17 protein-coding genes and 4 pseudogenes are annotated in these 18,714 nt (G+C 72.2%); 12 read left to right on the top strand and 9 right to left on the bottom strand.

What is annotated here, in order from left to right; all coding sequences use genetic code 11:
* Position 1: 1 nt before the first annotated feature.
* From ACZ4VL_RS25305 to ACZ4VL_RS25285, 5 genes are all read right to left on the bottom strand, one after another.
* Positions 2-1,192 carry a ferritin-like domain-containing protein gene (locus ACZ4VL_RS25305; RefSeq protein ID WP_468204124.1) on the bottom strand — a complete coding sequence of 397 codons (1,191 nt, stop codon included), beginning with the start codon at positions 1,190-1,192 and terminating at the stop codon, positions 2-4.
* Positions 1,189-3,171 carry a GMC family oxidoreductase gene (locus tag ACZ4VL_RS25300; RefSeq protein WP_468204122.1) on the bottom strand — a complete coding sequence of 661 codons (1,983 nt, stop codon included), beginning with the start codon at positions 3,169-3,171 and terminating at the stop codon, positions 1,189-1,191. The genes ACZ4VL_RS25305 and ACZ4VL_RS25300 overlap by 4 nt, the downstream gene beginning before the upstream one ends.
* On the bottom strand, positions 3,168-3,803 hold the full coding sequence (locus ACZ4VL_RS25295) for a hypothetical protein (RefSeq protein WP_468204120.1): 636 nt from the start codon (positions 3,801-3,803) through the stop codon (positions 3,168-3,170). The genes ACZ4VL_RS25300 and ACZ4VL_RS25295 overlap by 4 nt, the downstream gene beginning before the upstream one ends.
* A gap of 242 nt (positions 3,804-4,045) precedes the next feature.
* Positions 4,046-4,456 (bottom strand): SRPBCC family protein, encoded by a 411-nt coding sequence (locus ACZ4VL_RS25290; RefSeq protein WP_468204119.1) that lies wholly within the window; start codon positions 4,454-4,456, stop codon positions 4,046-4,048.
* Positions 4,453-4,767 (bottom strand): ArsR/SmtB family transcription factor, encoded by a 315-nt coding sequence (locus tag ACZ4VL_RS25285; RefSeq protein ID WP_468204117.1) that lies wholly within the window; start codon positions 4,765-4,767, stop codon positions 4,453-4,455. The genes ACZ4VL_RS25290 and ACZ4VL_RS25285 overlap by 4 nt, the downstream gene beginning before the upstream one ends.
* On the opposite strand from ACZ4VL_RS25285, the pseudogene ACZ4VL_RS25280 reads away from it, so the two are divergent.
* The 8 genes and pseudogenes from ACZ4VL_RS25280 to ACZ4VL_RS25245 form a co-directional block, all read left to right on the top strand.
* Positions 4,766-5,197 (top strand): annotated as a pseudogene (locus ACZ4VL_RS25280) (beta-ketoacyl synthase N-terminal-like domain-containing protein); the annotation flags it as partial. The gene ACZ4VL_RS25285 and the pseudogene ACZ4VL_RS25280 overlap by 2 nt on opposite strands.
* A 220-nt stretch (positions 5,198-5,417) precedes the next feature.
* Positions 5,418-5,747, top strand: coding sequence for a hypothetical protein (locus ACZ4VL_RS25275; protein WP_468204115.1), 330 nt, complete (start codon positions 5,418-5,420; stop codon positions 5,745-5,747).
* Positions 5,748-5,926: 179 nt separating this feature from the next.
* Complete coding sequence (locus tag ACZ4VL_RS25270) at positions 5,927-7,129, top strand: erythromycin esterase family protein (RefSeq protein WP_468204113.1); 1,203 nt, start codon at positions 5,927-5,929, stop codon at positions 7,127-7,129.
* Between the two features lie 108 nt (positions 7,130-7,237).
* Positions 7,238-7,977: pseudogene (locus tag ACZ4VL_RS25265) on the top strand (VanZ family protein).
* A 41-nt stretch (positions 7,978-8,018) separates the two neighbouring features.
* Positions 8,019-8,381, top strand: a pseudogene (locus ACZ4VL_RS25260) (winged helix-turn-helix domain-containing protein); the annotation flags it as partial.
* Positions 8,374-8,822: pseudogene (locus ACZ4VL_RS25255) on the top strand (HAMP domain-containing protein); the annotation flags it as partial. The pseudogenes ACZ4VL_RS25260 and ACZ4VL_RS25255, both read left to right, overlap by 8 nt.
* A gap of 421 nt (positions 8,823-9,243) precedes the next feature.
* Positions 9,244-9,447, top strand: a complete 204-nt coding sequence (locus ACZ4VL_RS25250) for a hypothetical protein (protein WP_468204111.1) — start codon at positions 9,244-9,246, stop codon at positions 9,445-9,447.
* 153 nt (positions 9,448-9,600) lie between these two features.
* Positions 9,601-10,722, top strand: a complete 1,122-nt coding sequence (locus ACZ4VL_RS25245; RefSeq protein WP_468204109.1) for a nucleotide disphospho-sugar-binding domain-containing protein — start codon at positions 9,601-9,603, stop codon at positions 10,720-10,722.
* A 90-nt stretch (positions 10,723-10,812) separates the two neighbouring features.
* On the opposite strand, the gene ACZ4VL_RS25240 is transcribed toward ACZ4VL_RS25245, so the two are convergent.
* Positions 10,813-12,750: a multicopper oxidase family protein gene (locus ACZ4VL_RS25240; protein ID WP_468204107.1), complete on the bottom strand. Its 1,938-nt coding sequence runs from the start codon at positions 12,748-12,750 to the stop codon at positions 10,813-10,815.
* Between the two features lie 180 nt (positions 12,751-12,930).
* Between ACZ4VL_RS25240 and ACZ4VL_RS25235 the strand changes: the two genes are divergently transcribed.
* Positions 12,931-13,533: an HD domain-containing protein gene (locus tag ACZ4VL_RS25235; RefSeq protein ID WP_468204106.1), complete on the top strand. Its 603-nt coding sequence runs from the start codon at positions 12,931-12,933 to the stop codon at positions 13,531-13,533.
* A gap of 45 nt (positions 13,534-13,578) precedes the next feature.
* On the opposite strand, the gene ACZ4VL_RS25230 is transcribed toward ACZ4VL_RS25235, so the two are convergent.
* From ACZ4VL_RS25230 to ACZ4VL_RS25220, 3 genes are read right to left on the bottom strand one after another with little or no spacing between them, the layout of a single operon-like run.
* The gene (locus tag ACZ4VL_RS25230) at positions 13,579-13,971 is read right to left on the bottom strand and encodes a hypothetical protein (RefSeq protein WP_468204104.1); all 393 of its coding nucleotides are present in this window, start codon (positions 13,969-13,971) and stop codon (positions 13,579-13,581) included.
* A complete protein-coding gene (locus tag ACZ4VL_RS25225; protein ID WP_468204102.1) occupies positions 13,964-14,806 on the bottom strand; it encodes a heavy metal-binding domain-containing protein in 843 nt (280 codons plus the stop codon). Before ACZ4VL_RS25225 ends, ACZ4VL_RS25230 begins: the two co-directional genes overlap by 8 nt.
* 1 nt (position 14,807) lies before the next feature.
* The gene (locus ACZ4VL_RS25220) at positions 14,808-15,677 is read right to left on the bottom strand and encodes a heavy metal-binding domain-containing protein (protein ID WP_468204099.1); all 870 of its coding nucleotides are present in this window, start codon (positions 15,675-15,677) and stop codon (positions 14,808-14,810) included.
* Positions 15,678-16,041: 364 nt separating this feature from the next.
* On the opposite strand from ACZ4VL_RS25220, the gene ACZ4VL_RS25215 reads away from it, so the two are divergent.
* The 3 genes from ACZ4VL_RS25215 to ACZ4VL_RS25205 form a co-directional block, all read left to right on the top strand.
* Positions 16,042-17,019, top strand: coding sequence for an alpha/beta hydrolase (locus ACZ4VL_RS25215; protein WP_468204097.1), 978 nt, complete (start codon positions 16,042-16,044; stop codon positions 17,017-17,019).
* A gap of 318 nt (positions 17,020-17,337) precedes the next feature.
* The gene (locus ACZ4VL_RS25210) at positions 17,338-17,829 is read left to right on the top strand and encodes a hypothetical protein (protein ID WP_468204095.1); all 492 of its coding nucleotides are present in this window, start codon (positions 17,338-17,340) and stop codon (positions 17,827-17,829) included.
* 350 nt (positions 17,830-18,179) lie between these two features.
* Positions 18,180-18,714 (top strand): RlpA-like double-psi beta-barrel domain-containing protein (locus ACZ4VL_RS25205; protein ID WP_468204093.1); only part of this gene is annotated, 535 nt, incomplete at its 3' end.

Below are 18,714 nucleotides of genomic sequence, written 5' to 3'. Positions count from 1 at the left end.
GTCAGACGAAGGCCTCGTCGGACCCGGAGGCCAGGGCGGACAGGTCGATCGGCTCGCCGGCTTCGAGCGCGGCCGCCCGGACGTTGCGCTCGACCTCCTCGCCGGCCGCGTCGAACTGCCGCTGGGCGAGTTCGAAGGTGGCGCTGGCGAAACGCCCCTGGGCTGCATGGGCCGGGTCGGGGTGGGGGTTGCGGTAGAGCTGCTCGGCCCGGTCGCGCAGTTCGAGCATGGTGGGGATGGCGAGGGCCATGTGTCGGGGGTGGCCGTTGAAGGCGGAGCCGAGGTAGCTCAGCAGCACGGCGTAGCGGGAGTTGAAGGCCACCGCCTGCTCGTACACCGCGCTGGTGCCGGCGAACCTCTCGTAGTCGGCCACCTTCGAATCGCCGTGGATCGGTTGGGCGTCGTCCCAGGTCACGTCGAGCAGTGGTCCGCTGGGCTGGTCGTGGGGGCGGTCGTGCGGGCCGTAGCTGCGCCCGGTGTGGATCTCGTTGAAGCGGAAGTAGTGGGCGAGTTCGCGCTGTTCGCCGAAGAGGCGGTCGTTGCTGTTCCAGATGGTGTCGCCGACGCCCTCGCCCTGCTCGCTGATCGTCTTGATGGCCGTCCTGGCCGTGGCGAGGTCGTGGACGGCGAAGACCTCGCCGCCGGAGTTGTAGAAGTCCTCCGGGCCGACCTGGTGGCCGGGTTTCGCCTGCGGGAAGACCTTGTCGTGGCCGAGGCGCTCGACGAGGTGTTCCAGGCCGCTCAGGATGGCCGCGTAGAACTGGCCGATGGAGGTCCACCCGGAGCCCCGGGCGGCGTCCGGCGTCATCTCCCTGGGCTGTTCGATCCGCAGGAAGGTCTTGAGGGCGGCGGGGGAGAAGTGCTGGAGCCCGATCGACGGCACGCTGTCGCCGCTGAAGGGCAGCTTCGCCGGGTACTTGGCGACGAAGCCGGTGCCGACCTTCGGGGTGCCGCCGACCGCGTTGAGCAGGTTGGCGACCAGCGTCATGTGGAGCATCTCCTCCACCAGGACGGCGCGGATCGCGTAGTACGCGGTGCGGTTGGTGCCGGGGCGGATGGTGTACATGCCGGTCATGTAGACGGGGATGGTGAGGTGCTCCACCTCCAGCGCCGCCTGCAGGTACTTGTGCAGGTCGGGCAGGGTCTGCGGCCGGCCGAACCCCTGCGCGTCCAGTTCGAGTGCGGTGATCACGCGAGTACCTCCAACTCGTCCGCCGGACCAGCCGGTCGCTGCCCGTCGGAGCTGCGGATGTCGGCCGGCCTCCGGTCGAGCAGCAGGTCCTTGTGGATCTGCTCAGCGCTGCGCAGGGCGAGGGCCAGCATGGTGATGGTGGGGTTGCTGGTGCCGATGGAGGGCATGCTGCCGCAGCCGACGGCGTAGAGGTTCGGATGCTCCCAGGTGCGCTGGAACCCGTCGACCACGGAGGTGCTGGCGGAGCTGCCCATGACGTGGGTGCCGGCTCCGTGCCCCGCGCCGCTGTAGGCGAGGTGCTCGGTCACACCGTTCAGCGTGTGCTCGAAGTGGCCGATCGGGGGCACGCCGTCGCGGGGGGCGTGGCAGGTGTAGTCGGTGGCGCCGAGGCGCCGGAAGATCTGCCGCGCCACCTGGCGGGCCGCGAACAGCCCGTCGCGGGTGTGCTGATCGAGGTCGTAGGTGATGACGGGGCGGAGGTTGCCCATGGCGTCGCGGTAGCGGGGGTCGATGGTGACCCGGTTGGCGGGGTTCGCCGACTGCTCGACGGCGACCTGTAGTTGTAGCTGCCGGCCGATGGTGGAGCCGAGCAGGCGGCGCAGCTCCGGGCCGAACACCCCGTCCGGGCGCACCTCGCCCTTCCCGTCGCCGCCGATGCCGAGGGCGGTGGCGACGTTGCTCATGGGGGCGCCCGTGGCCCAGCCCCAGCCCCAGTTGCCGATCTCGATCCGGAACGGGGCCCGCCGGCTGCGTCCCGTCCCGAAGCGGAACGCCTCCCAGCCGGAGGTGTGCCCGGGCCCGCGGAACGGCCCGACCGGCCCCCGCTCCGCGTCGGCGAGTGCCCAACTGAGGAGGGTGGGGTGGTCCATCAGGTTGCGGCCCACCTGGTCGCTGTCGTTGGCGAGCCCGGAGAACAGCAGCAGGCGGGCGTTCTCGATGGCGTGCGCGGCGAGTACGACGATGTCCGCCTCGACCACGTACGAGCGGCTGACCGGCGAGGCCGGGTCGGTGTACGTGCGGAACTCCACGCCGCTCACCCGGCCGCCGCGGGTCGCGCCGCCCAGCCGGACCCGGGTGGCGACGCAGCGGGTGGCGAGCGTGACCGAGGGCGCGAAGCGGGCCTGCTGGCGCAGCGGGTGGGACTTGGCCTGCACCGGGCAGATCGGCACGCAGCTGGCGTTGCCCACGCAGCGCTCGCCGTAGTTGGGCAGCCCGACGGCGCCCTCGGGCCGGTACGGGGCGGGGGAGTAGTCCGGGTTCGGGGTGGAGTTGCGGGCCTGCGGCAGGCTCCTGACCCGCAGCTCGTACGTCTCGGCGGTGACCTCGTCCAGGATGTGCGTGCCGTCGAGGCCCGTGCAGTACCGGTCGATGTAGCTGGCCGGGATCTGGTGCATCGGATAGACGTACCCGTCGCCGGTGACGACGCCGATCGCCCGCTGGTCGTCCGCGTTCCCGGCGACGCCCAGCGCGTACTCGGCCCGGGCGTACCACTCCTGCAGCTCCTGCGCATCGATCGGCCAGCTGCGGCCGTAACCGTACGCCTCGGTGTCGAAGTCCTCCGGGTGCATGCGCGGCACCGCGCCGAGCCAGTGCATCGCCGTGCCGCCCAGCTCGCGCAGGTAGTCGGTGCCGTAGGGGAGCCGGCCGTTCTGGACGAAGTAGCCGTTCGCGGTGAACTCCGGGCGGCCGGGCTGCGGGTCGCGGACCGGGGCGAGGTCGAGGACGTCCGGGAAGGGGGCGGCGACGCTGCGCCGGTAGGCGGCGTTGGGCACCTTGGCCACGGCGGAGCGGAAGGTGGAGAGCGAGTCCAGGTAGCCGGGCCAGGTCTCGGTGCCGCCGTTGCCGGCCTCCAGGACCAGGACCCGCCAGCCGAGGTCGCCGAGTTCCTTGGCGACGAGGCTGCCGGACCAGCCGCCGCCGACGATGACGACGTCGTAGCGCCGGCGGACGGCTTCGTCCGCGCTGACGGTCTCGGTCATACGGGTTCCCCCGAGGTGTCGGGCCGGGCGGCGGCGGTGGGGACGGCGGACGGCGGAACACCGCGGGAGGCGCGGTAGCCGGGCAGCAGGTGGTCCGGGACGGCGCCCGGGTCGACCTCGGCGGCCAGCCCCGTACGGCAGGGGAGTCCGCCGATGCCGAGGCCCTCGCGCAGTGCCGCGGTGTCGGGCAGGGTCGGCGGCCGGACCGCCCAGGTGCCGAAGCCGGGCGGCTTGGCGCCGGACGGGTGGCCGTGGAAGGTGCGCCACACCAGGCCCTCGACGTACGCCTCGGGGGCGACGACGAACTCCTCGTTGGCCGTCTCGCGGCGCAGCTCCGCGTGCGCGGCCGGCGCCAGGCGCGGCCAGGCTCCGGTCAGCCACATGTAGACCAGCGCCCGTGCCACTTCGAGATGGGTGGGCGAGAGGTCCTGCGGACCGCCGCGCCCGGCGGCGGCCGCGGTCCATGCCTCCCAGAACTCGGCGAACCGGTCCGGGCCGACCTGTCGGCGGGCGGTTTCCAGGTAGCGCCCGGCCATGCCGGTGGCGTACAGGTCGAACGCGGGGAACCCGGTCAGCGGCACGCAGAGGTCGACGAACTCCTCGACCTCTTTCGTCACAGCGGGAACCGTCATCACGCTCCTCTCTCACGGGGGAGGCCGCCCGGACGGCGGCGGAGGCCGCACCTCGCCAGTTCCCGGGCGGATCGTCGCCTCGCATCATGGCCCGGATCGGAGCCGCGCAGCCGGCCGCGGGGGAGAGGGGGGCGGGTTTCACCCGACAGGGCGGTGCCTGCGCCGGAGCATGCGCCCGTTGCGCCGCTGGCGTGCGCCGTTGCGGTGCGTGGGTGAGGAGTCGAGGGGCGCGCGGGCGGGCGTCAGACGGTCCCGGCCAGGGTTGCGTCGAGCCGCTCCAGGACGTGGGGCCAGCCCCTGCCCATTCCCTCGTACGCCTGTCGGCCCATCGGGGAGTCGAGGTCGAAGCCGGCGTGGGTGAGGGTGAGACGGGTGCCCGTGCCCTCCGGGCGCAGCGTCCACGTGACGGTGGTGTCGAGCGTGCCCTCGGCGAACCGGTAGGCCAGCAGCCGCTCGTCGTCCACCTCGGTCACCTCGCAGGACTGGTGGCCGAAGGCGCCCATGTCGAGGGTGAAACGGTGCCCGGCGACGGGCTTGACGTCCCCGGCGGCCCACCAGCGCGCGTGCAGCTCGGGGTCGGTGAGGGCCCGCCACACCGCCGCCGGGGGGTGCGGGAGGAACTTCTCACAGGTGATCGTGTCGTTCTCGGTCATGTCTCGGCTTCCTCGTCCAGGAGATCGGACAGCGCGTCCAGGCGCTGCTTCCAGTAGTGCTCGAACGGGTGCAGCCACTCGCTCACCTCGACCAGCCGGGCCGGTTCGAGGTGGTAGAAGCGGTGCCGGCCGCGCGGTTCCTCGCGCACCAGTCCGGCGGTACGGAGCACGGCCAGGTGCTCGGAGACCGCGGGCCTCCCGAGCTCGAACAACCCGGCCAGCTCGCCCGTGGAGCGAGGGCCTTCGCGGAGGCTTTCGAGCAGCCTGCGACGCACCGGGTTGGCCAGTACGCCGAATACATCGGTGGGCATGACGCCAGTATGCGTCGGGAGAATCCGACGCGTCAAGAATTTCCGACGTTTCGCCGCGGACCGTGAACCCCGTTCCCGACACGGGGGCGTCCTCACCACGCTGGCGCAGGACGACATCTACGAGCGGGCCGGGGTGCGCCGGCTCTCCCCGTTCACGGTTCCGATGCTCATGCCGAACGGCCCGGCCGCCTGGGTGAGCATGGACCTGGGTGCGCGGGGCGGCGCCCGGACGCCGGTCAGCGCCTGCGCCTCCGGTGCCGAGGCCCTCGCCCTCGGCCAGGACCTGATCCGCAGCGGACGTGTCGACGTGGTCGTCGCCGAAGGGGTGGAGGCGTGCCTGCACCCCTTCACGCTCGCCGCGTTCGCCCAGATGAAGGCACTGTCCACTGCGTCCGAGGACCCCGAGTCGGTGTCCCGTCCGTTCGACCGCCGCAGGTCGGGCTTCGTCATGAGCGAAGGCGCCGGGATGATGGTCCTCGAACGCCCGGAGTTCGCCCGGACCCGTGGCGCGCGGACGCACGGTGCGCTGGCGGGCAACGCCGTGAGCTCCAGCGCCCACCACATCACGGCCTCCGATGCCGACGGCCAGGTCTTCGCCATCGAGCAGGCGCTGCGGGACGCCGGCGTGGGCCCCGCGGGACATCGGCGTCGTGCACGCCCACGCCACCTCCACCGCATCGGGCGACCTGGCCGAGACCGAGGCGATCGCCCGTGCCGTCGGCGGCCACGCGGCGGTGACGGCCACCAAGTCGATGACCGGCCACATGCTCGGCGCGTCCGGAGCCGTCGGCGCGCTGGCCGCGCTGCTCGCGCTCAGGGACGGTGCCGTGCCGCCCACGCGCAACCTGGAGGAACTCGATCCGCACGTCGAGCTGGACGTGGTGGCGGGGGAGGTGCGTACGGGCCGGTGGTCGGCGGTATTGGCCAACTCCTTCGGCTTCGGCGGGCACAACGTCAGCCTCGTGTTCACCACCGCCTGACACGCGCACACGCCGCGGGGCCAATGACGAGCCGGTACGCCTCGAACGTGGCGACGGCGGCCGTCCCCGCGCGGCGGGCCAGCCGGCCAGCGGCGCCCCGTACTTGAGGGTTTTGCCCCGCCCGTCCGCCGAAATCGCGAGAAAGCTTCAACCGAAGCTTCAACGATAGCGTTGAGGGCATGGCTACCGACATCAAGGACACGGCCCGTACCGTCGACGCCGCCGCCGTCATGGGGCTTCTCCCGGCCCGGCCCCGCCTGCTCGCCCTGGGCGAGCCCACCCACGGCGAGGACGCCCTCCTGGACCTCCGCAACCAGCTCTTCCGGCAGCTCGTCGAGCAGGAGGGCTACCGGACGATCGCGATCGAGAGCGACTGCATGGCGGCCCTGGCGGTGGACGACTACGTCACCACCGGCACGGGCGACCTCGACGAGGTCGTGGAGCACGGGATCAGCCACGGCTGGGGCACCTCCGCGGCCAACCGCGAGCTCGTGCGCTGGATGCGCGCCCACAACGAAGGCAGGCCCGCGTCCGAACGGCTCCGCTTCGCCGGTTTCGACGGCCCGCTGGAGATCACCGCCGCCGCGAGCCCCCGCCAGGCCCTCACCGCACTCCACGGCTACCTCGCGGCCCACGTCGACGCGGAGCTGCTCCCCTGCACCGCGGAAGCACTCGACCTCCTGCTCGGCCCCGACGACCGGTGGACCGATCCCGCCGCGATGAGGGACCCCTCCCGGTCCGCGGGACGGTCCGTCGAGGCCGGCCGGCTGCGCCTGCTCGCCGACGACCTGTCGTCCCTGCTCGACGAACACACGCCGCACCTGCTCGCCGCGACCTCACGGGACGACTGGGACCGGGCGCGCCTCTACGCGCGCACCGCCACCGGCCTGCTGCGCTACCACTCCTCGATGGCCGACACCTCACCCGCCCGCATGACCCGGCTCGTGGGCGTCCGGGACCAGATGATGGCCCGGAACCTCCTCGCCCTCGCCGACCGCGGCCCCGCACTCGTCCACTCCCACAACGCCCACCTCCAGCGCGAGAAGAGCACGATGAGGATGGGCGGGAAACCGCTCCGGTGGTGGAGCGCCGGTGCGCTGGTGAGCGCCCGGCTCGGCACGCAGTACGCGTTCGTCGCCACGGCCCTCGGCACCCTCCGGCACCAGGGGGTGGACACGCCCCCGCCGGACACCCTCGAAGGCCTCCTGTACACGCTCCCCGAGAACCACCACGTCGTCGACGCCCGGCGGCTCGCCACCGCCCTCGGCGATGCACGCCCCGCGCCCCGCGTCTCCCCCTGGTTCGGCTACGCCCCCTTCGACCCGGCCCACCTGGCGGGCGTCGACGGGCTCGTGTTCGTCAAGGACGTCGCCCGGAGCTGACGGCCCCGGAAAGGGGCGGGGGGCGGCGGGGCGGCCTCGGCGCGTACCGCGGGCGTATCGAAAATCGCATACGCCACGGCAACCGCCTCCCGCCTCCAACGGGGGGGCATGACCCACAGCACCCCCCTGGCTGCACCGCCCCGCCGCACGCGCAGGGCCGTGCTCCTCGGACTGGCGGTCCTCGGCACGGCGGGCGCCGTGTTCGCCGTGCGGCGGCCGCTCATGATGTCCGCTCCGAGGTGCATGGCCGGGCGGTGGCACGGCTGCTTCGACACGTTCAACGGTGTGGTGCTCATGACGTTGGTCGCACTGCCGTTGGCCGCACTGGTGGTGGGGGCCCTGGCGCTCCGTCGGCGTGCCGCCGGCGTCGCAGCGGCGTGGCGGACGGCGTCGGCCGAGGTGGGCATGGTCCACGGGACGGTGCCGTTCCCCTCCTCTCGATGACCCTGATGCCGGGCGGCGGGGCCGGCACCGTTCCCGGCCGCGTGAGTGCGGTACCGCTGCGGGACCTGCTCACCATGGGGTCGGGCGGGATCGTCGGCAACCTGCTGGTCTTCGCGGCGCTGGGGTTCTTCGCGCCGATGCGGTTCGCGGCGCTGGCATCCTTGCCGCGGATCCTGGCGCTCGGGGCGGGCTGCTCGATCCTGGTCGAAACCGCACCGTACGTCCGGCGGCTCGACCGGGTGTCGTCCGTGGACGACGTCCCGGTCGACGCCACCGGCGACGTGTGGGCCGCGCTGGCGTCGCGCCGCTGGTGCGCACCGCGGGGGGGAGCGCCGTCGGACCACCCCGGCGCCGAGCCGGCAGCGGCAGCGGCAGCGCCACCGGCGCCGGCGTCGGCGGGGTGAGTCGTGTGTCCGGTGCGTACGGGTCTTCGCATACGCCGGCTGACCGCAGGCGCGCCTACGCCCGGCCGCCGGTCCGGGAGATCGCGGACCTGCGCCTCGACCCCTTCCGCCGGGAGGTCTTCCGCGACGGACGCTACGTCGCGCTCACCCGCAAGCAGTTCGCGGCGCTCGAAGTCCTCGTCGCGGCCGAAGGCGGGGTCGTCAGCACCGAAGAGCTGCTGGAGCGGGCCTGGGACGGGAACGCCGACCCCTTCACCAACGCCGTCCGCATCACCGTCTCCGCCCTGCGTAAACGGCTCCGCGAACCATGGATCACCGCCACGGTGCCGGGCGTCGGCTACCGCATCGACGCCGGCCCCGACAGCAGCCCCGACACCGGCCGTCCCGGCCGCAGGCATGCGTAGACGCCGACGCCCAGGGCTCAGCCTCAGCGCCCGACTGGAACTCACCCTCAGCTATGCCGGGTTCCTCGCCGTCGCCGGCGCCCTCCTACTGGCCGTGGTGTGGGGGTTCCTGCTGCGCTACGTACCCGACACCTCCCAGGGCCTGCTCGGGATCTCGCCCAACCGCTACCTCCTCGTGCGCGCCTTCGCCCCCGCCGCAGCCGTGGCGATGGGGTTCCTGCTCGTGTTCGGCCTCGTCGGGGGTCGGATCCTCGCCGGCAGGATGCTCGCACCCCTCACCCGTATCACGGCCGCGGCGGGTACGCGGGGAGCGGATCGCCGTCCCACCGGGTCGGCATGGAAGGCCGCCAGGACGAGTTCCGGGAACTCGCCGACGCGTTCGACACCATGCTCGAACAACTGGAGCCGCGCGTCGCCGAGCAGCAGCGGTTCGCCGCGAACGTCCCGGCACGCCGTAGGCCTCGTCCCCGAGCGGAACCCACGCAGGTCCCCGCCCCGTACGGGACGACCTTCAGCACGCAAATCGAAGTGCGACGGCGCCCACCGGCATGCCACAGTCACAGCCGTGACCGCCCTGACCTTGATGGACGTCCTCGTCGACTTCGCCCGCACCGGCCGGATCGGCCCCCTGCACTGCGGAATGCCCCTCACCGAGGCCGAAAGCCTCCTCGGCCCGGGTCGTCCGCACCCGGTCATCATCATGAAGGGGCCCGACACCGACGGCTATCCGTACTCCTGGGGCGGACTCAAGCTGGACGTCACGCAGCGGGCGGTCAGCGGCATCTGGATCCACCTCTGGCCCGGTTCGACGGCGCGCCTCCCCCCTCTCGTCCTGCCCGCATCGGAGTCGTTCGAGGCCACCGTGCTCCGCGAGGAACTCGTCACGGCCCTGGACGGAGCAGGCTGTGAGCACCACGTCAACGAGCCCCTCACGTTCGGCGAGCAGTCCAGCATCCTCACCCGACCCGCCGGCGTCTACGCGGTCTTCAGCCTCCCGGGCCGGGACAACCACGTCCCGCACCGGGACCGCCACTACCTCGACGTGCTGCACACGTACACGGCCTGACACCGGTAACCCGCGCATCCCGCAGGCCAGAACGTCCGATTATCGACGCTCCGGAGGGAACACAGCCTGCCTTCCGGCCAGTTCAACGAAGGGAACCGGGCGCGGGCCCGCACGGCCCGTCCCGGACCGGCAGTCCATTGGCAAGGAGACAACGTGCGCATACTCTTCACCGGACCGGCAGCGGCCGGCCACCTCTTCCCGATGATCCCCACCGCGCAGGCGCTGCGCGCCGCCGGCCACGAGGTGCTGTTCGCGGGCTCGCAGCCGCTGGACCGGCTCCGCGAAGCCGGTTTCCCGATCGTCGAGATCGGCGACGGCCGTACGATCCGGGAGGTGTTCGAGCAGTCCACCGGCGAAGAGGTGCGCTACGTCGCCCCCGACATGACCTCGGACCAGATCCTCGACCGGGCGGCCCACGGCTTCGCGCTCCTGTCCCGTCCCACCGTGGACGGCCTTCTGGCGGCCGCCGAGAACTGGGGCTCCGACCTGCTGGTCTACGACTCCTTCCAGGCCTCCGCCCCGCTGGTCGCGGCCAAGCTCAAGATCCCGTCGGTGGTCCAGAACTTCGGCGTCACCTCCGGCCTCGACATGGTCCGCCGGCTCGCCGCCAACTTCACCGAGGCGTACGAGACGTACGGGGTCGCCGGCCCCGCCACGCCCACCGCGCTGGACATCGTCCCCGCCTCGCTCGGCGGGGACCCGGGCGGCCTGCGGATGCGCTACCTCCCCTACAACGGCGGCGGAACCGTCCCCGCCGAGCTCCTCCGCCGCGGCGATCGCCCGCGCGTCGCGATCACCCTGGGCACCGTGCTCACCGAAATGGACGGCGTCCGCGCCATCGTCCGCCTGATCGAGGCCGCGGCCTCGGTGGACGCCGAGTTCCTGCTCGCCGTGGGCGACGCCGACCTGGCCCCGCTCGGCACCCTCCCGGACAACGTCCGCCCGCTGCCCTGGGTTCCGCTCGCCGAGCTGCTGACCACCTCCGACGCGCTGATCCACCACGGCGGCTCCGGCACCCTGCTCACCGCCCTGCAGGCCGGCCTCCCCCAGCTCCTGCTGCCCCAGGGCGCCGACCACTTCACCAACGCCGACGCCCTCACCGCGACCGGCGCCGCCCTCCGCTCCGCCTCCGACGAGGTGGACGCCGCGCTCCTCACCCGCCTCATCACCGACCCGGCCCTGCGCGAGGCCGCCGGCCGCCTCCGGGCGGAGAACGACGCCCTGCCGAGCCCGGCCGAAACGGTCGCGGCCCTGGAGGCCCTGACCGCCGCCTGACGCCCGCCCGACACACGGCAGACGACCGACGGACGGCCCGCGGGAGCACACCCCGCGGGTCGTCCGGCACGCGCAGGTCGGTCGATCCCGTCAGCGGCCGTGGCCGCGCCCGTTGCCGCCGCCCTGGTGGGCGCCGCCCTGGTCGCCGGGAGCGACGATCGTCCACGGGCGCATCAGGTCGTCGTCCTCGTGTTCGAGGATGTGGCAGTGGTGGACGTATTCCGCCGGGTACTCGGTGCCGCTCTTCGGGATCGACGCGATCGTGTCCGTCGGCGGGGTGAATTCCTGGATGATGATCCTGGTCACCGTCTCCGGATAGGACTTGACGGTGTCCTTGTCGCACCGTGCCTCGTCCGGGTCCGGCGGAACCGGCGGGCCGGTGAAGTACCTCGCCAGCACCGGCCGGTCCTCCGGCTTGCGGCCACCCTCCAGCCACCTCTCGTAGTCCGCCTGGTAGGCGGCCGCGTCGATCGGCTGCCTGTTGAGCACCTGGAAGTTGACGAGGTGGACGTGCATCGGGTGCGCGTCGTGGTTGGGGTTGACGAACTCCCAGATCTCGGTCGAACCCGCCTCGATGAAGTCCTGGGACGGCTCCATGAACGGCACCGCGTTGAACGTCATGGTGCCGAACAGCTGGTGCTGGTAGAGCACCCATTCCCGCCGGCGGGTGTGGGGTTCCGGCTCGACGGGCACGGCCGTCGGCAGCTTGAGTTCCCTGGGCGGCGTCGTCCTGTCCCGAGGCCCGGACAACCGCTTGGTGACCTGGAACTGCATGACTCCCGAGATCTCCGGTCCGCCGCCGCCGGGGAAGTGGACCGGCGCGTTGTAGTTCGTCAACGTGACGTTCGTGCCCAGGGGCAGCTCCCTGAAGTCGACGATCAGGTCGTACCGCTCGGCCGGTGCGATCAGGAAGTTCAGCATCTGCAGCGGAGTACGGAAGCCGCCGTCGGTGCCGATCAGCCAGAACGGCAGCGTGGGCTGCGGCAGTACGTCGCTGGGGACGTCGAACCGCAGCCGCCAGAAACGCTCGTTCGAGGCGTTGAGGACGCGCAGCCGGTAGCGTCGCGGCTCGACGGCCAGGAAGGGGTACGCCTTCCCGTTGACGACCGGGGTGTCCTCGCCCTCCCTCAGCGTCATGGTGTAGGCGAGCGAGCCGTCCGGGTTGAAGGTCCGGTCCTGCAGGATGAGGGGGACCTCGTGCTCGCCCCGCGGCAGCCCGAGCCGCTCGTCGGCGGGATCGCGGACGACGTAGAGACCGGCCAGGCCCGCGTACACGTTGACGCTGGTCATCCCCATGCCGTGGTCATGGTACCAGAGCAGGCACGAACGCTCGTGGTTGGTGTAGGCGCAGATCGCCTCGTTGGGCTTGGTCCGGCCCGGGTCCAGGGTGGTGTAGGCCTCGGCGTGGATCCCGTCCGGGCTGAAGGAGTGCAGCGGCATGCCGTCGGACTGCGGTGCGGTGAAACCGCCGTGCTGGTGGACGACGTTCCACACGTTGACGTTCGGCGGGAACGGCTGCTTGCTCTCGTAGGGAGGCGGAGCGATCGGGGTGAGCTGGGGGTCCCCGCTGCGGATGGCGTCGATCACGAACTGGAACAGATGGGTGGTCGGCAGCCGGTTGCGCCACTTGACGACCGTCGGGTGGTCCCTGGTCACGTTGATGGTCGGCCCCAGATAGCCCATGCCGATCGCATCGTGCCGGTCGTGCGGGTTCGCAGCCCAGTAACCCCACACGGTCGCCGGACCGAGATCCCGGTGGAAGCGCCACGAGCCCGGCCGCATCGTGACCTCGTAGTAGTCGGCGCCCGGGTAGACGGACGGATCCGGAACGGCCGTGAGGGGCCTGGGCAGCGGGTCGACGTACTTCTCCAGCGGCGGCGTCTGCGGAATCGGGGTGTCCGCAGACGCCCTTCCATGGCCCGGTGGAGTCGGCGACGCGTGGGCCGGTGTTCCCACAACTCCCCGCGGGAGCATGGCCGCCCCGCCCACGGCCCCGGCCATGAGGAACTTCCTTCGCTCGAACACCATGTCCTGCCTCCCAACGCCTCGCGTGACGTTGCAGGCATACAGGGCCGGTTGGGAGCGGCGCCGCAGCACGCCGACCGGGTCCCGGTAAAGCCACTCGTTGAGTCGATTCCGGCAGTAGTCCAACTGGCGCGCATATCGAAGGACGAATGACTGACCGCCGGTGGGAGTAACGTCTGCGGGATGACCACGATGCCCACGGACTCCTTGACGCGTGCCCTCGAAGCCCCGGGGGAGCCCCCTGTGCGGCCGCTGCCGCCCGTGGTGGCGGAACTCCTGCGCTCCCTGGACGCCCCGCCAAGGCTGGCGGCGCACCTGCGCGCCGTTCACGACGTCGCCGTCGAACTGGTCGACTGGGTACGGGACCGCTACCCGGACCTGGCCGTCGACCGCGACGGCGTACTCTTCGGCGCGGCGACGCATGACGTGGGCAAGACCCTGCACCCCGAGGAGCTCGCCGGGCCCGGCTCGGCACACGAGGAAGCCGGCCGTGACCTCCTGCTGAGCCGCGGATTCCCGCCCGCCCTGGCCCGGTTCGCCGCCACCCACGCCTGCTGGGACGAACCCGCGGTGACGGTGGAGGACCTCCTGGTGAGCACGGCCGACAAGGTGTGGAAGGACAAACGCGTCCCGGAACTCGAAGACAGGCTCGTCAGGGCCCTGGCCGCGGCGACACGGCGGGAGCCCTGGGAGGAGTACCTCGCGCTCGACGACCTGCTCACCCGGCTCGGGGCGGACGCCGGCCACCGCCTGGCGTTCCAGTCGGCGTTCCCGGTGCACACCTGACCGGGCGCGCCGTCCGCACGGCCGGCGGGCGGGGCACGGCCGTGGTCAGGTCAGCCAGCGCTCGACGGCCTCGCGGGCGCGGGCGTTCGAAGCCGCCTCCTCGGCCAGGCACCGGGCCAGGGCGTCGATCCACCCGTCCACGCCCACCGGGCGCCGGGACAGCACGATGCCGCGGACCTCGTGGCTGATCTCGCCGGTCACCCGCCCCCGGTCCACCCGCAGCGACAGCCGCTGCTCCCCGAGGACGACGTCCAGCTCGGCGACCGAGCCCTCGCGCCCGGCGAGCCGGTCCGCGACGGAACGGCGGCGCCCGACCCGTACGCTCCCGGCCGGCAGCGAGTCCGCCAGGTTCGCCGACAGCACGCCGACGTACAGGTTCAGGTCCGCGCTGTCCCGACGCAACGCCGCGGCCAGCAACGCCACGTCCCGCTCAGGCATCGAGGCTCATCACCATCGTCGGCCGGTCGATGACGTGGTCGTCGCGCAGGGGGCGCACCGCCGTGCCGATGGCGAAGAACTCCGTGGTGTGCGACCCCCAGGAGTGCGAGTGCTGCCTCAGCTGGACCGCCACGATCCCCTCGGCCTCCAGGGCTTGCGCCTCCGCCTGCATGCGGCTCATCGCCAGCTCCCGCGCATCGTAGAGCGCCTGGGTGAACGGCTCGATCTCGACGTTGCGGCCGGCGTTGCCCAGCACCTGCGCGAAGCGCTGGTGCGCCACGTGGTAGACGCACGACCCCATCACCATGTCCAGCGGCGCGTATCCGGCCCGGACCAGTGTCCAGAAGTCCTGGCCGGACAGGTCCGAGGTGAACGGCTTCCCCTTGTTGTTGAGCCAGGTCCCGCCCGGCCCCGGGTCCGCGCCGTCCGCCTTCACTGCCGTGCCGACGGCGATGAACTCGGCGATGTCCGAGCCGAACTCCTTGAACTCGATGTCCAGCCGCACCCCCACGATCCCGTCCGCTCCCAGGGCGCTCGCCTCCGCCTCCATCCGGCCCATCGCCAGCTCGCGCGCGTGGTACATGGCCTGCGACAGCTTGGTGAGCTCCTGGTTCTTCGACCACCGGCCGAGCTGGAAGCCCACGTGGTAGACCGAGGAGCCGAGGACCAAGCCGAGCGGGCGGAAACCGGCCTCGCGCACCAGCAGGAACTCGTTCACCGTCAGGTCGGACGTGAAGAGCGAGCCCTTCTCGCCCGGCCGAAGCTGCGCGAGCCGCCGCATCGCGTCCTCGGGCACGCCCTCCGCGGCCCGTTCCTGTCCTGTTCGATCGGTCATGTCAGCGCTCGCGCTCCAGTCTCATGATGGTCAGTGGCCGGGGGCCGGTGGGTCGCTCGGAGCGACCGAACCGGGCGATGGTGGTGCCGGTGAAGACCGCTTCCACCGTGAAGTCGCGCCCGTAACCGAAGTTGGGGCACTCGATCTCCTCCACCTGGAGCTCCACCTCGCTCACCACCACCCCGTCGCCACCGTGCTTCGCCGCTTCGAGGGCCAGTTGCCTCCGGGCACTGTGGCGGACGTGTTCGAGCAGCAGGGTGTGGCCGTCGACCTCCTGGTTCTCGGCGGTCCAGGGCGTGCGGCGGTTGGTCCGCCAGTCGTCGTGCCGGGCTTCGACGGCGATGCCGAAGGCGAGTCCCGTCGGAACCCATCCCGCGTGGAGGAGCTTGGCGAAGTCCTGGCCGCCCAGGTGCGACGTGAAGGGCGCGCGCGGCCGAATGCGGGAGCGGGCCCGGACCGCGGTGCCCAGCACGGTGAACTCGGTTCCACCGGAGGGGAACGCCTCGAACCGCAGTTCCACCCCGACGATCCCGTCGCCGCCGAGCGCCCGGCACTCGGCCACCGCGCGGGAGACCGCCAGCCCGCGCGCCGCGTACACCGTCCTCACCAGCGTCGAGAGGGACGCGCCCCACGCCGAGGACGGCACCTTCCTGCCGTCCGTGACCGACCACGCGCCCGGGCAGCCCCACAGGCCGCCGTACCCGCGGTCGAAGACGGCCGTGCCGAGGACCTGCCCGACCGGGTCGAAACCGGCGCCCGTGACCGCCGCGAACTCCTCGGCCGACAGCGTCGAGTCCCAGGCGCCACCGGACCGGGGTGCTGCCGCCCCGCCGTCGGCGGCGGCCGGACCGGCGTCCCGTCGGAATGTCATCGGCCCCCCTGCCGTTGATTCGTTCCTCCCCAATCATACGGTGATCACCATCGTCAACCGAGCTGCTCGGCGGGCCCTTTGAGGACGGGGCCCGGCACCAGCCGAGTCGAGCCGGGCCGGTGTGCGCTCCACGCTGCACCGGCTCTCCCGGGGGCAGCCGAGGAAGCGCATCACTCGTGCGGTGGACCCTCCTCGTAGCCCGTGCGGGGGATGCGCCGCGCCGTGTGCGCGTGACTGGTCGTGCGCCCCGGGGCGAGGCCGTACGCATGGGGGCGAACCAGTCGGCCCCCGCGGCGGCGCGCGGTCCGATTGCCGTCCCTGCGGGGCGCACACCCACGCCGTCGACCATGCGAGGAGTCGCATCATGACCGAAGCCGCACCCGTACCCGCCACGCCCGTCCTGGAGGCGGCCGCGGCCGCATTCGCCGATGACTCGGCGAAGCCGCCGTTCCTGTTCGACATGCCGCCGTCCGAGGGCCGCAAGGCGGTCGACGAGGTCCAGTCCGGCGAGATCGCCAAGCCCGAGGTGGACGAGGAGTGGGTGACCGTCGACGGCGGGCCCACCGGTTCGGTCCGCGCCCGGATCGTCCGCCCTGCCGGGACGGCGGGAGCGGAGCTTCCCGTGGTCGTCTACATCCACGGCGCGGGCTGGGTGTTCGGCAACGCTCACACCCACGACCGGCTCGTACGCGAGCTCGCCGTCGGCGCCGGGGCGGCCGTCGTCTTCCCGGAGTACGCCCTCTCGCCCGAGCACCGCTACCCCGTGGCCATCGAGCAGAACTGGACGGTGGCCCGCTGGGTCGTCACCGACGGTGCCGCCCACCACCTGGACGCCAGCCGGATCGCCGTGGCCGGTGACTCCGTCGGCGGCAACATGAGCATCGCCCTGACCCTCATGGCGAAGGAACGCGGTGGCCTGCCGCTGGCCCACCAGGTCCTCTTCTACCCGGTCACCGACGCCTCCTTCGACACCGGCTCCTACCACCAGTTCGCCGAGGGTTACTTCCTGCGCCGCGACGGCATGCAGTGGTTCTGGGACCAGTACACGACCGACGAGGCCGAACGCGCCCTGATCACCGCCTCCCCGCTGCGCGCCACCACGGAGCAGCTCGCCGGGCTCCCGCCCGCGCTGGTCATCACCGCCGAGGCCGACGTCCTGCGCGACGAGGGCGAGGCGTACGCGAACAAGCTGCGCACCGCCGGCGTCCCCGTCGCCGCGGTCCGCTGCCAGGGCGTCATCCACGACTTCGTGATGCTCAACGCCCTGCGGGAGACGCGCGGCGCCCAGGCCGCCATCGACCTGGCCGTGTCCACGCTGCGCCGGGCCCTCTCGGGCAGCTGACGGCCCGGGGACGTCCTCGATGTCGTCGACGGCGAACACGATGCGGTGGATGCCCGGAGTGTTCGCCGGCCGCGTTCCTCCGGCTCGACGCCGACCGCCCTGGGCCCCCCGTCCAGTCGACATTCCGAAACCGGCGGGGGACCATGGAGCCGTTACGGCCGTTCAGCGCGAAGGCAGCATCAGTCAGCACGCGCCCGTCGGCGACTCCGGCGGTTGCCGGACCATGCCGGGCGCGCGACCGCGGTGGCGCACACGCCCGCGGTGTGACCGGTCCACCAGCCTGCGCTGTGACCAGGAGCCCCGACGAGGAGAAGTGCCATGCACCGACGTGCGCGCACCAGCGCGGCTGCCGCTCTGATCGCCCTGGGCGTCTCGGCGCCCGTTGCGGTGCCGACGGCGGCGGCGTTCGCCCAGTCCCGCGTCGCGCCTGCCGCAACCTGCACCGTGTCCGCCGCCGACTCGGCGGGGCGAGTGAGCATCTCGGGGGAGGGGTTCACGCCGGGACGGGCCCTGCTGTCCTCGCCGAGCGCAGCCACCACCTCCTTCAACGTTCCGGACGGCGGTGCCTTCCGGATCGGCAGCAAGCCGGACGACAGGTACGCGGTGACACAGGGCGGCCGCACCACGGCCTGCACCGGGGGACCGGCGCCCGCCGCCACACCCGGCACCTCGTACAAGGCCGGAGTCACCTCGGGCTGGGACGCGCTACGGGCCGACTGCGGCGCCAAGCCCCCGGCGTCGGCGAACAACGCGTTCTCCGACGGCTGGAAGAAGGGTGCGGCCGCGGCCAAAGAGGTCTTCTGCAAGTGACCCCGTGGGCTGCGGTCCGCCGCGCCGGGTTGGTTAAGGCCGGATCAACGGGACCTTAAGGCTGTCTGCGGACTCGCTGCCCCAGCGGTGGTGGGAACCGCGGGTGTGAGCGCCGCATGCACGGCCTTCCCCGGCGGACCAGGGGCTGTGACCTGCCTTTTTGTGCGTCATCGAGGAGCCGAGGGGCTGCGCGGTGTGTCCGCGGAGTGCCCCGAGGCTCCTCATGGCCGAACTCGTCGGGCGGTGACGGGGCTGAACCGGGCTGAACTCGCGAGCGGCGCCGGCCGTATCCAGAGCGTGGAGGTGGGAGGTCCATCGATCGAGGAGTGTCAGTGTCCAGGAAGCGGACGATGAGTCTGAAGAAGAAGCTCGTGCTCTCTGTGGTCGCGGGAACGATGGCGGTCGGAGGGGCCGTTGTCACGATGGCGACCGGCAACGCCGCCGTCCCCGAGGTCGTGTGCAAGGGGTCGACGGTGACGTTGTCGGGTGAAGGGGGTGCGCCGGCGGCGAGTAGTGGGACGTTCCCGGTGGGGACGAAGTTGAAGGTGACGAACCTCGACAACGGCAAGGCGACGACGGTGACGGTGAGTGGTCCGTCGGGTAGTTGTGCGCTGCTGAACAATGCGGCTTTCGAGCAGGTGCGGGAGCCGGGCAAGAACCTGATCCGGCGGGCGCGCATCGAGCGGGTGTCGGGTCCTGACGCGTCGGCCGGTGCGGCGTCCGGTGCTTCCGGTGCTCCTGGGGCGGCGGGTGTGCAGGTGCCGCCGGCCAGTGGGGAGGTGGTGTGTCCGGGGTCGACGGTGACGTTGTCGGGTGAAGGGGGTGCGCCGGCGGCGAGTAGTGGGACGTTCCCGGTGGGGACGAAGTTGAAGGTGACGAACCTCG

The organism is Streptomyces sp. NPDC029014, assembly GCF_055564695.1.
Note: the sequence above shows the minus strand (reverse complement) of the source record. Positions and strands in the feature narration are given on the sequence as shown.

Excerpts from the sequence above, each read along its gene's own strand:
- ACZ4VL_RS25300 (WP_468204122.1), bottom strand. The coding sequence starts at position 3,171 with ATGACCGAGACCGTCAGCGCGGACGAAGCCGTCCGCCGGCGCTACGAC.
- ACZ4VL_RS25295 (WP_468204120.1), bottom strand. The coding sequence starts at position 3,803 with ATGACGGTTCCCGCTGTGACGAAAGAGGTCGAGGAGTTCGTCGACCTC.
- ACZ4VL_RS25290 (WP_468204119.1), bottom strand. The coding sequence starts at position 4,456 with ATGACCGAGAACGACACGATCACCTGTGAGAAGTTCCTCCCGCACCCC.
- ACZ4VL_RS25285 (WP_468204117.1), bottom strand. The coding sequence starts at position 4,767 with ATGCCCACCGATGTATTCGGCGTACTGGCCAACCCGGTGCGTCGCAGG.
- ACZ4VL_RS25270 (WP_468204113.1), top strand. The coding sequence starts at position 5,927 with ATGGCTACCGACATCAAGGACACGGCCCGTACCGTCGACGCCGCCGCC.
- ACZ4VL_RS25240 (WP_468204107.1), bottom strand. The coding sequence starts at position 12,750 with ATGGTGTTCGAGCGAAGGAAGTTCCTCATGGCCGGGGCCGTGGGCGGG.
- ACZ4VL_RS25235 (WP_468204106.1), top strand. The coding sequence starts at position 12,931 with ATGACCACGATGCCCACGGACTCCTTGACGCGTGCCCTCGAAGCCCCG.
- ACZ4VL_RS25230 (WP_468204104.1), bottom strand. The coding sequence starts at position 13,971 with ATGCCTGAGCGGGACGTGGCGTTGCTGGCCGCGGCGTTGCGTCGGGAC.
- ACZ4VL_RS25225 (WP_468204102.1), bottom strand. The coding sequence starts at position 14,806 with ATGACCGATCGAACAGGACAGGAACGGGCCGCGGAGGGCGTGCCCGAG.
- ACZ4VL_RS25220 (WP_468204099.1), bottom strand. The coding sequence starts at position 15,677 with ATGACATTCCGACGGGACGCCGGTCCGGCCGCCGCCGACGGCGGGGCG.
- ACZ4VL_RS25215 (WP_468204097.1), top strand. The coding sequence starts at position 16,042 with ATGACCGAAGCCGCACCCGTACCCGCCACGCCCGTCCTGGAGGCGGCC.
- ACZ4VL_RS25210 (WP_468204095.1), top strand. The coding sequence starts at position 17,338 with ATGCACCGACGTGCGCGCACCAGCGCGGCTGCCGCTCTGATCGCCCTG.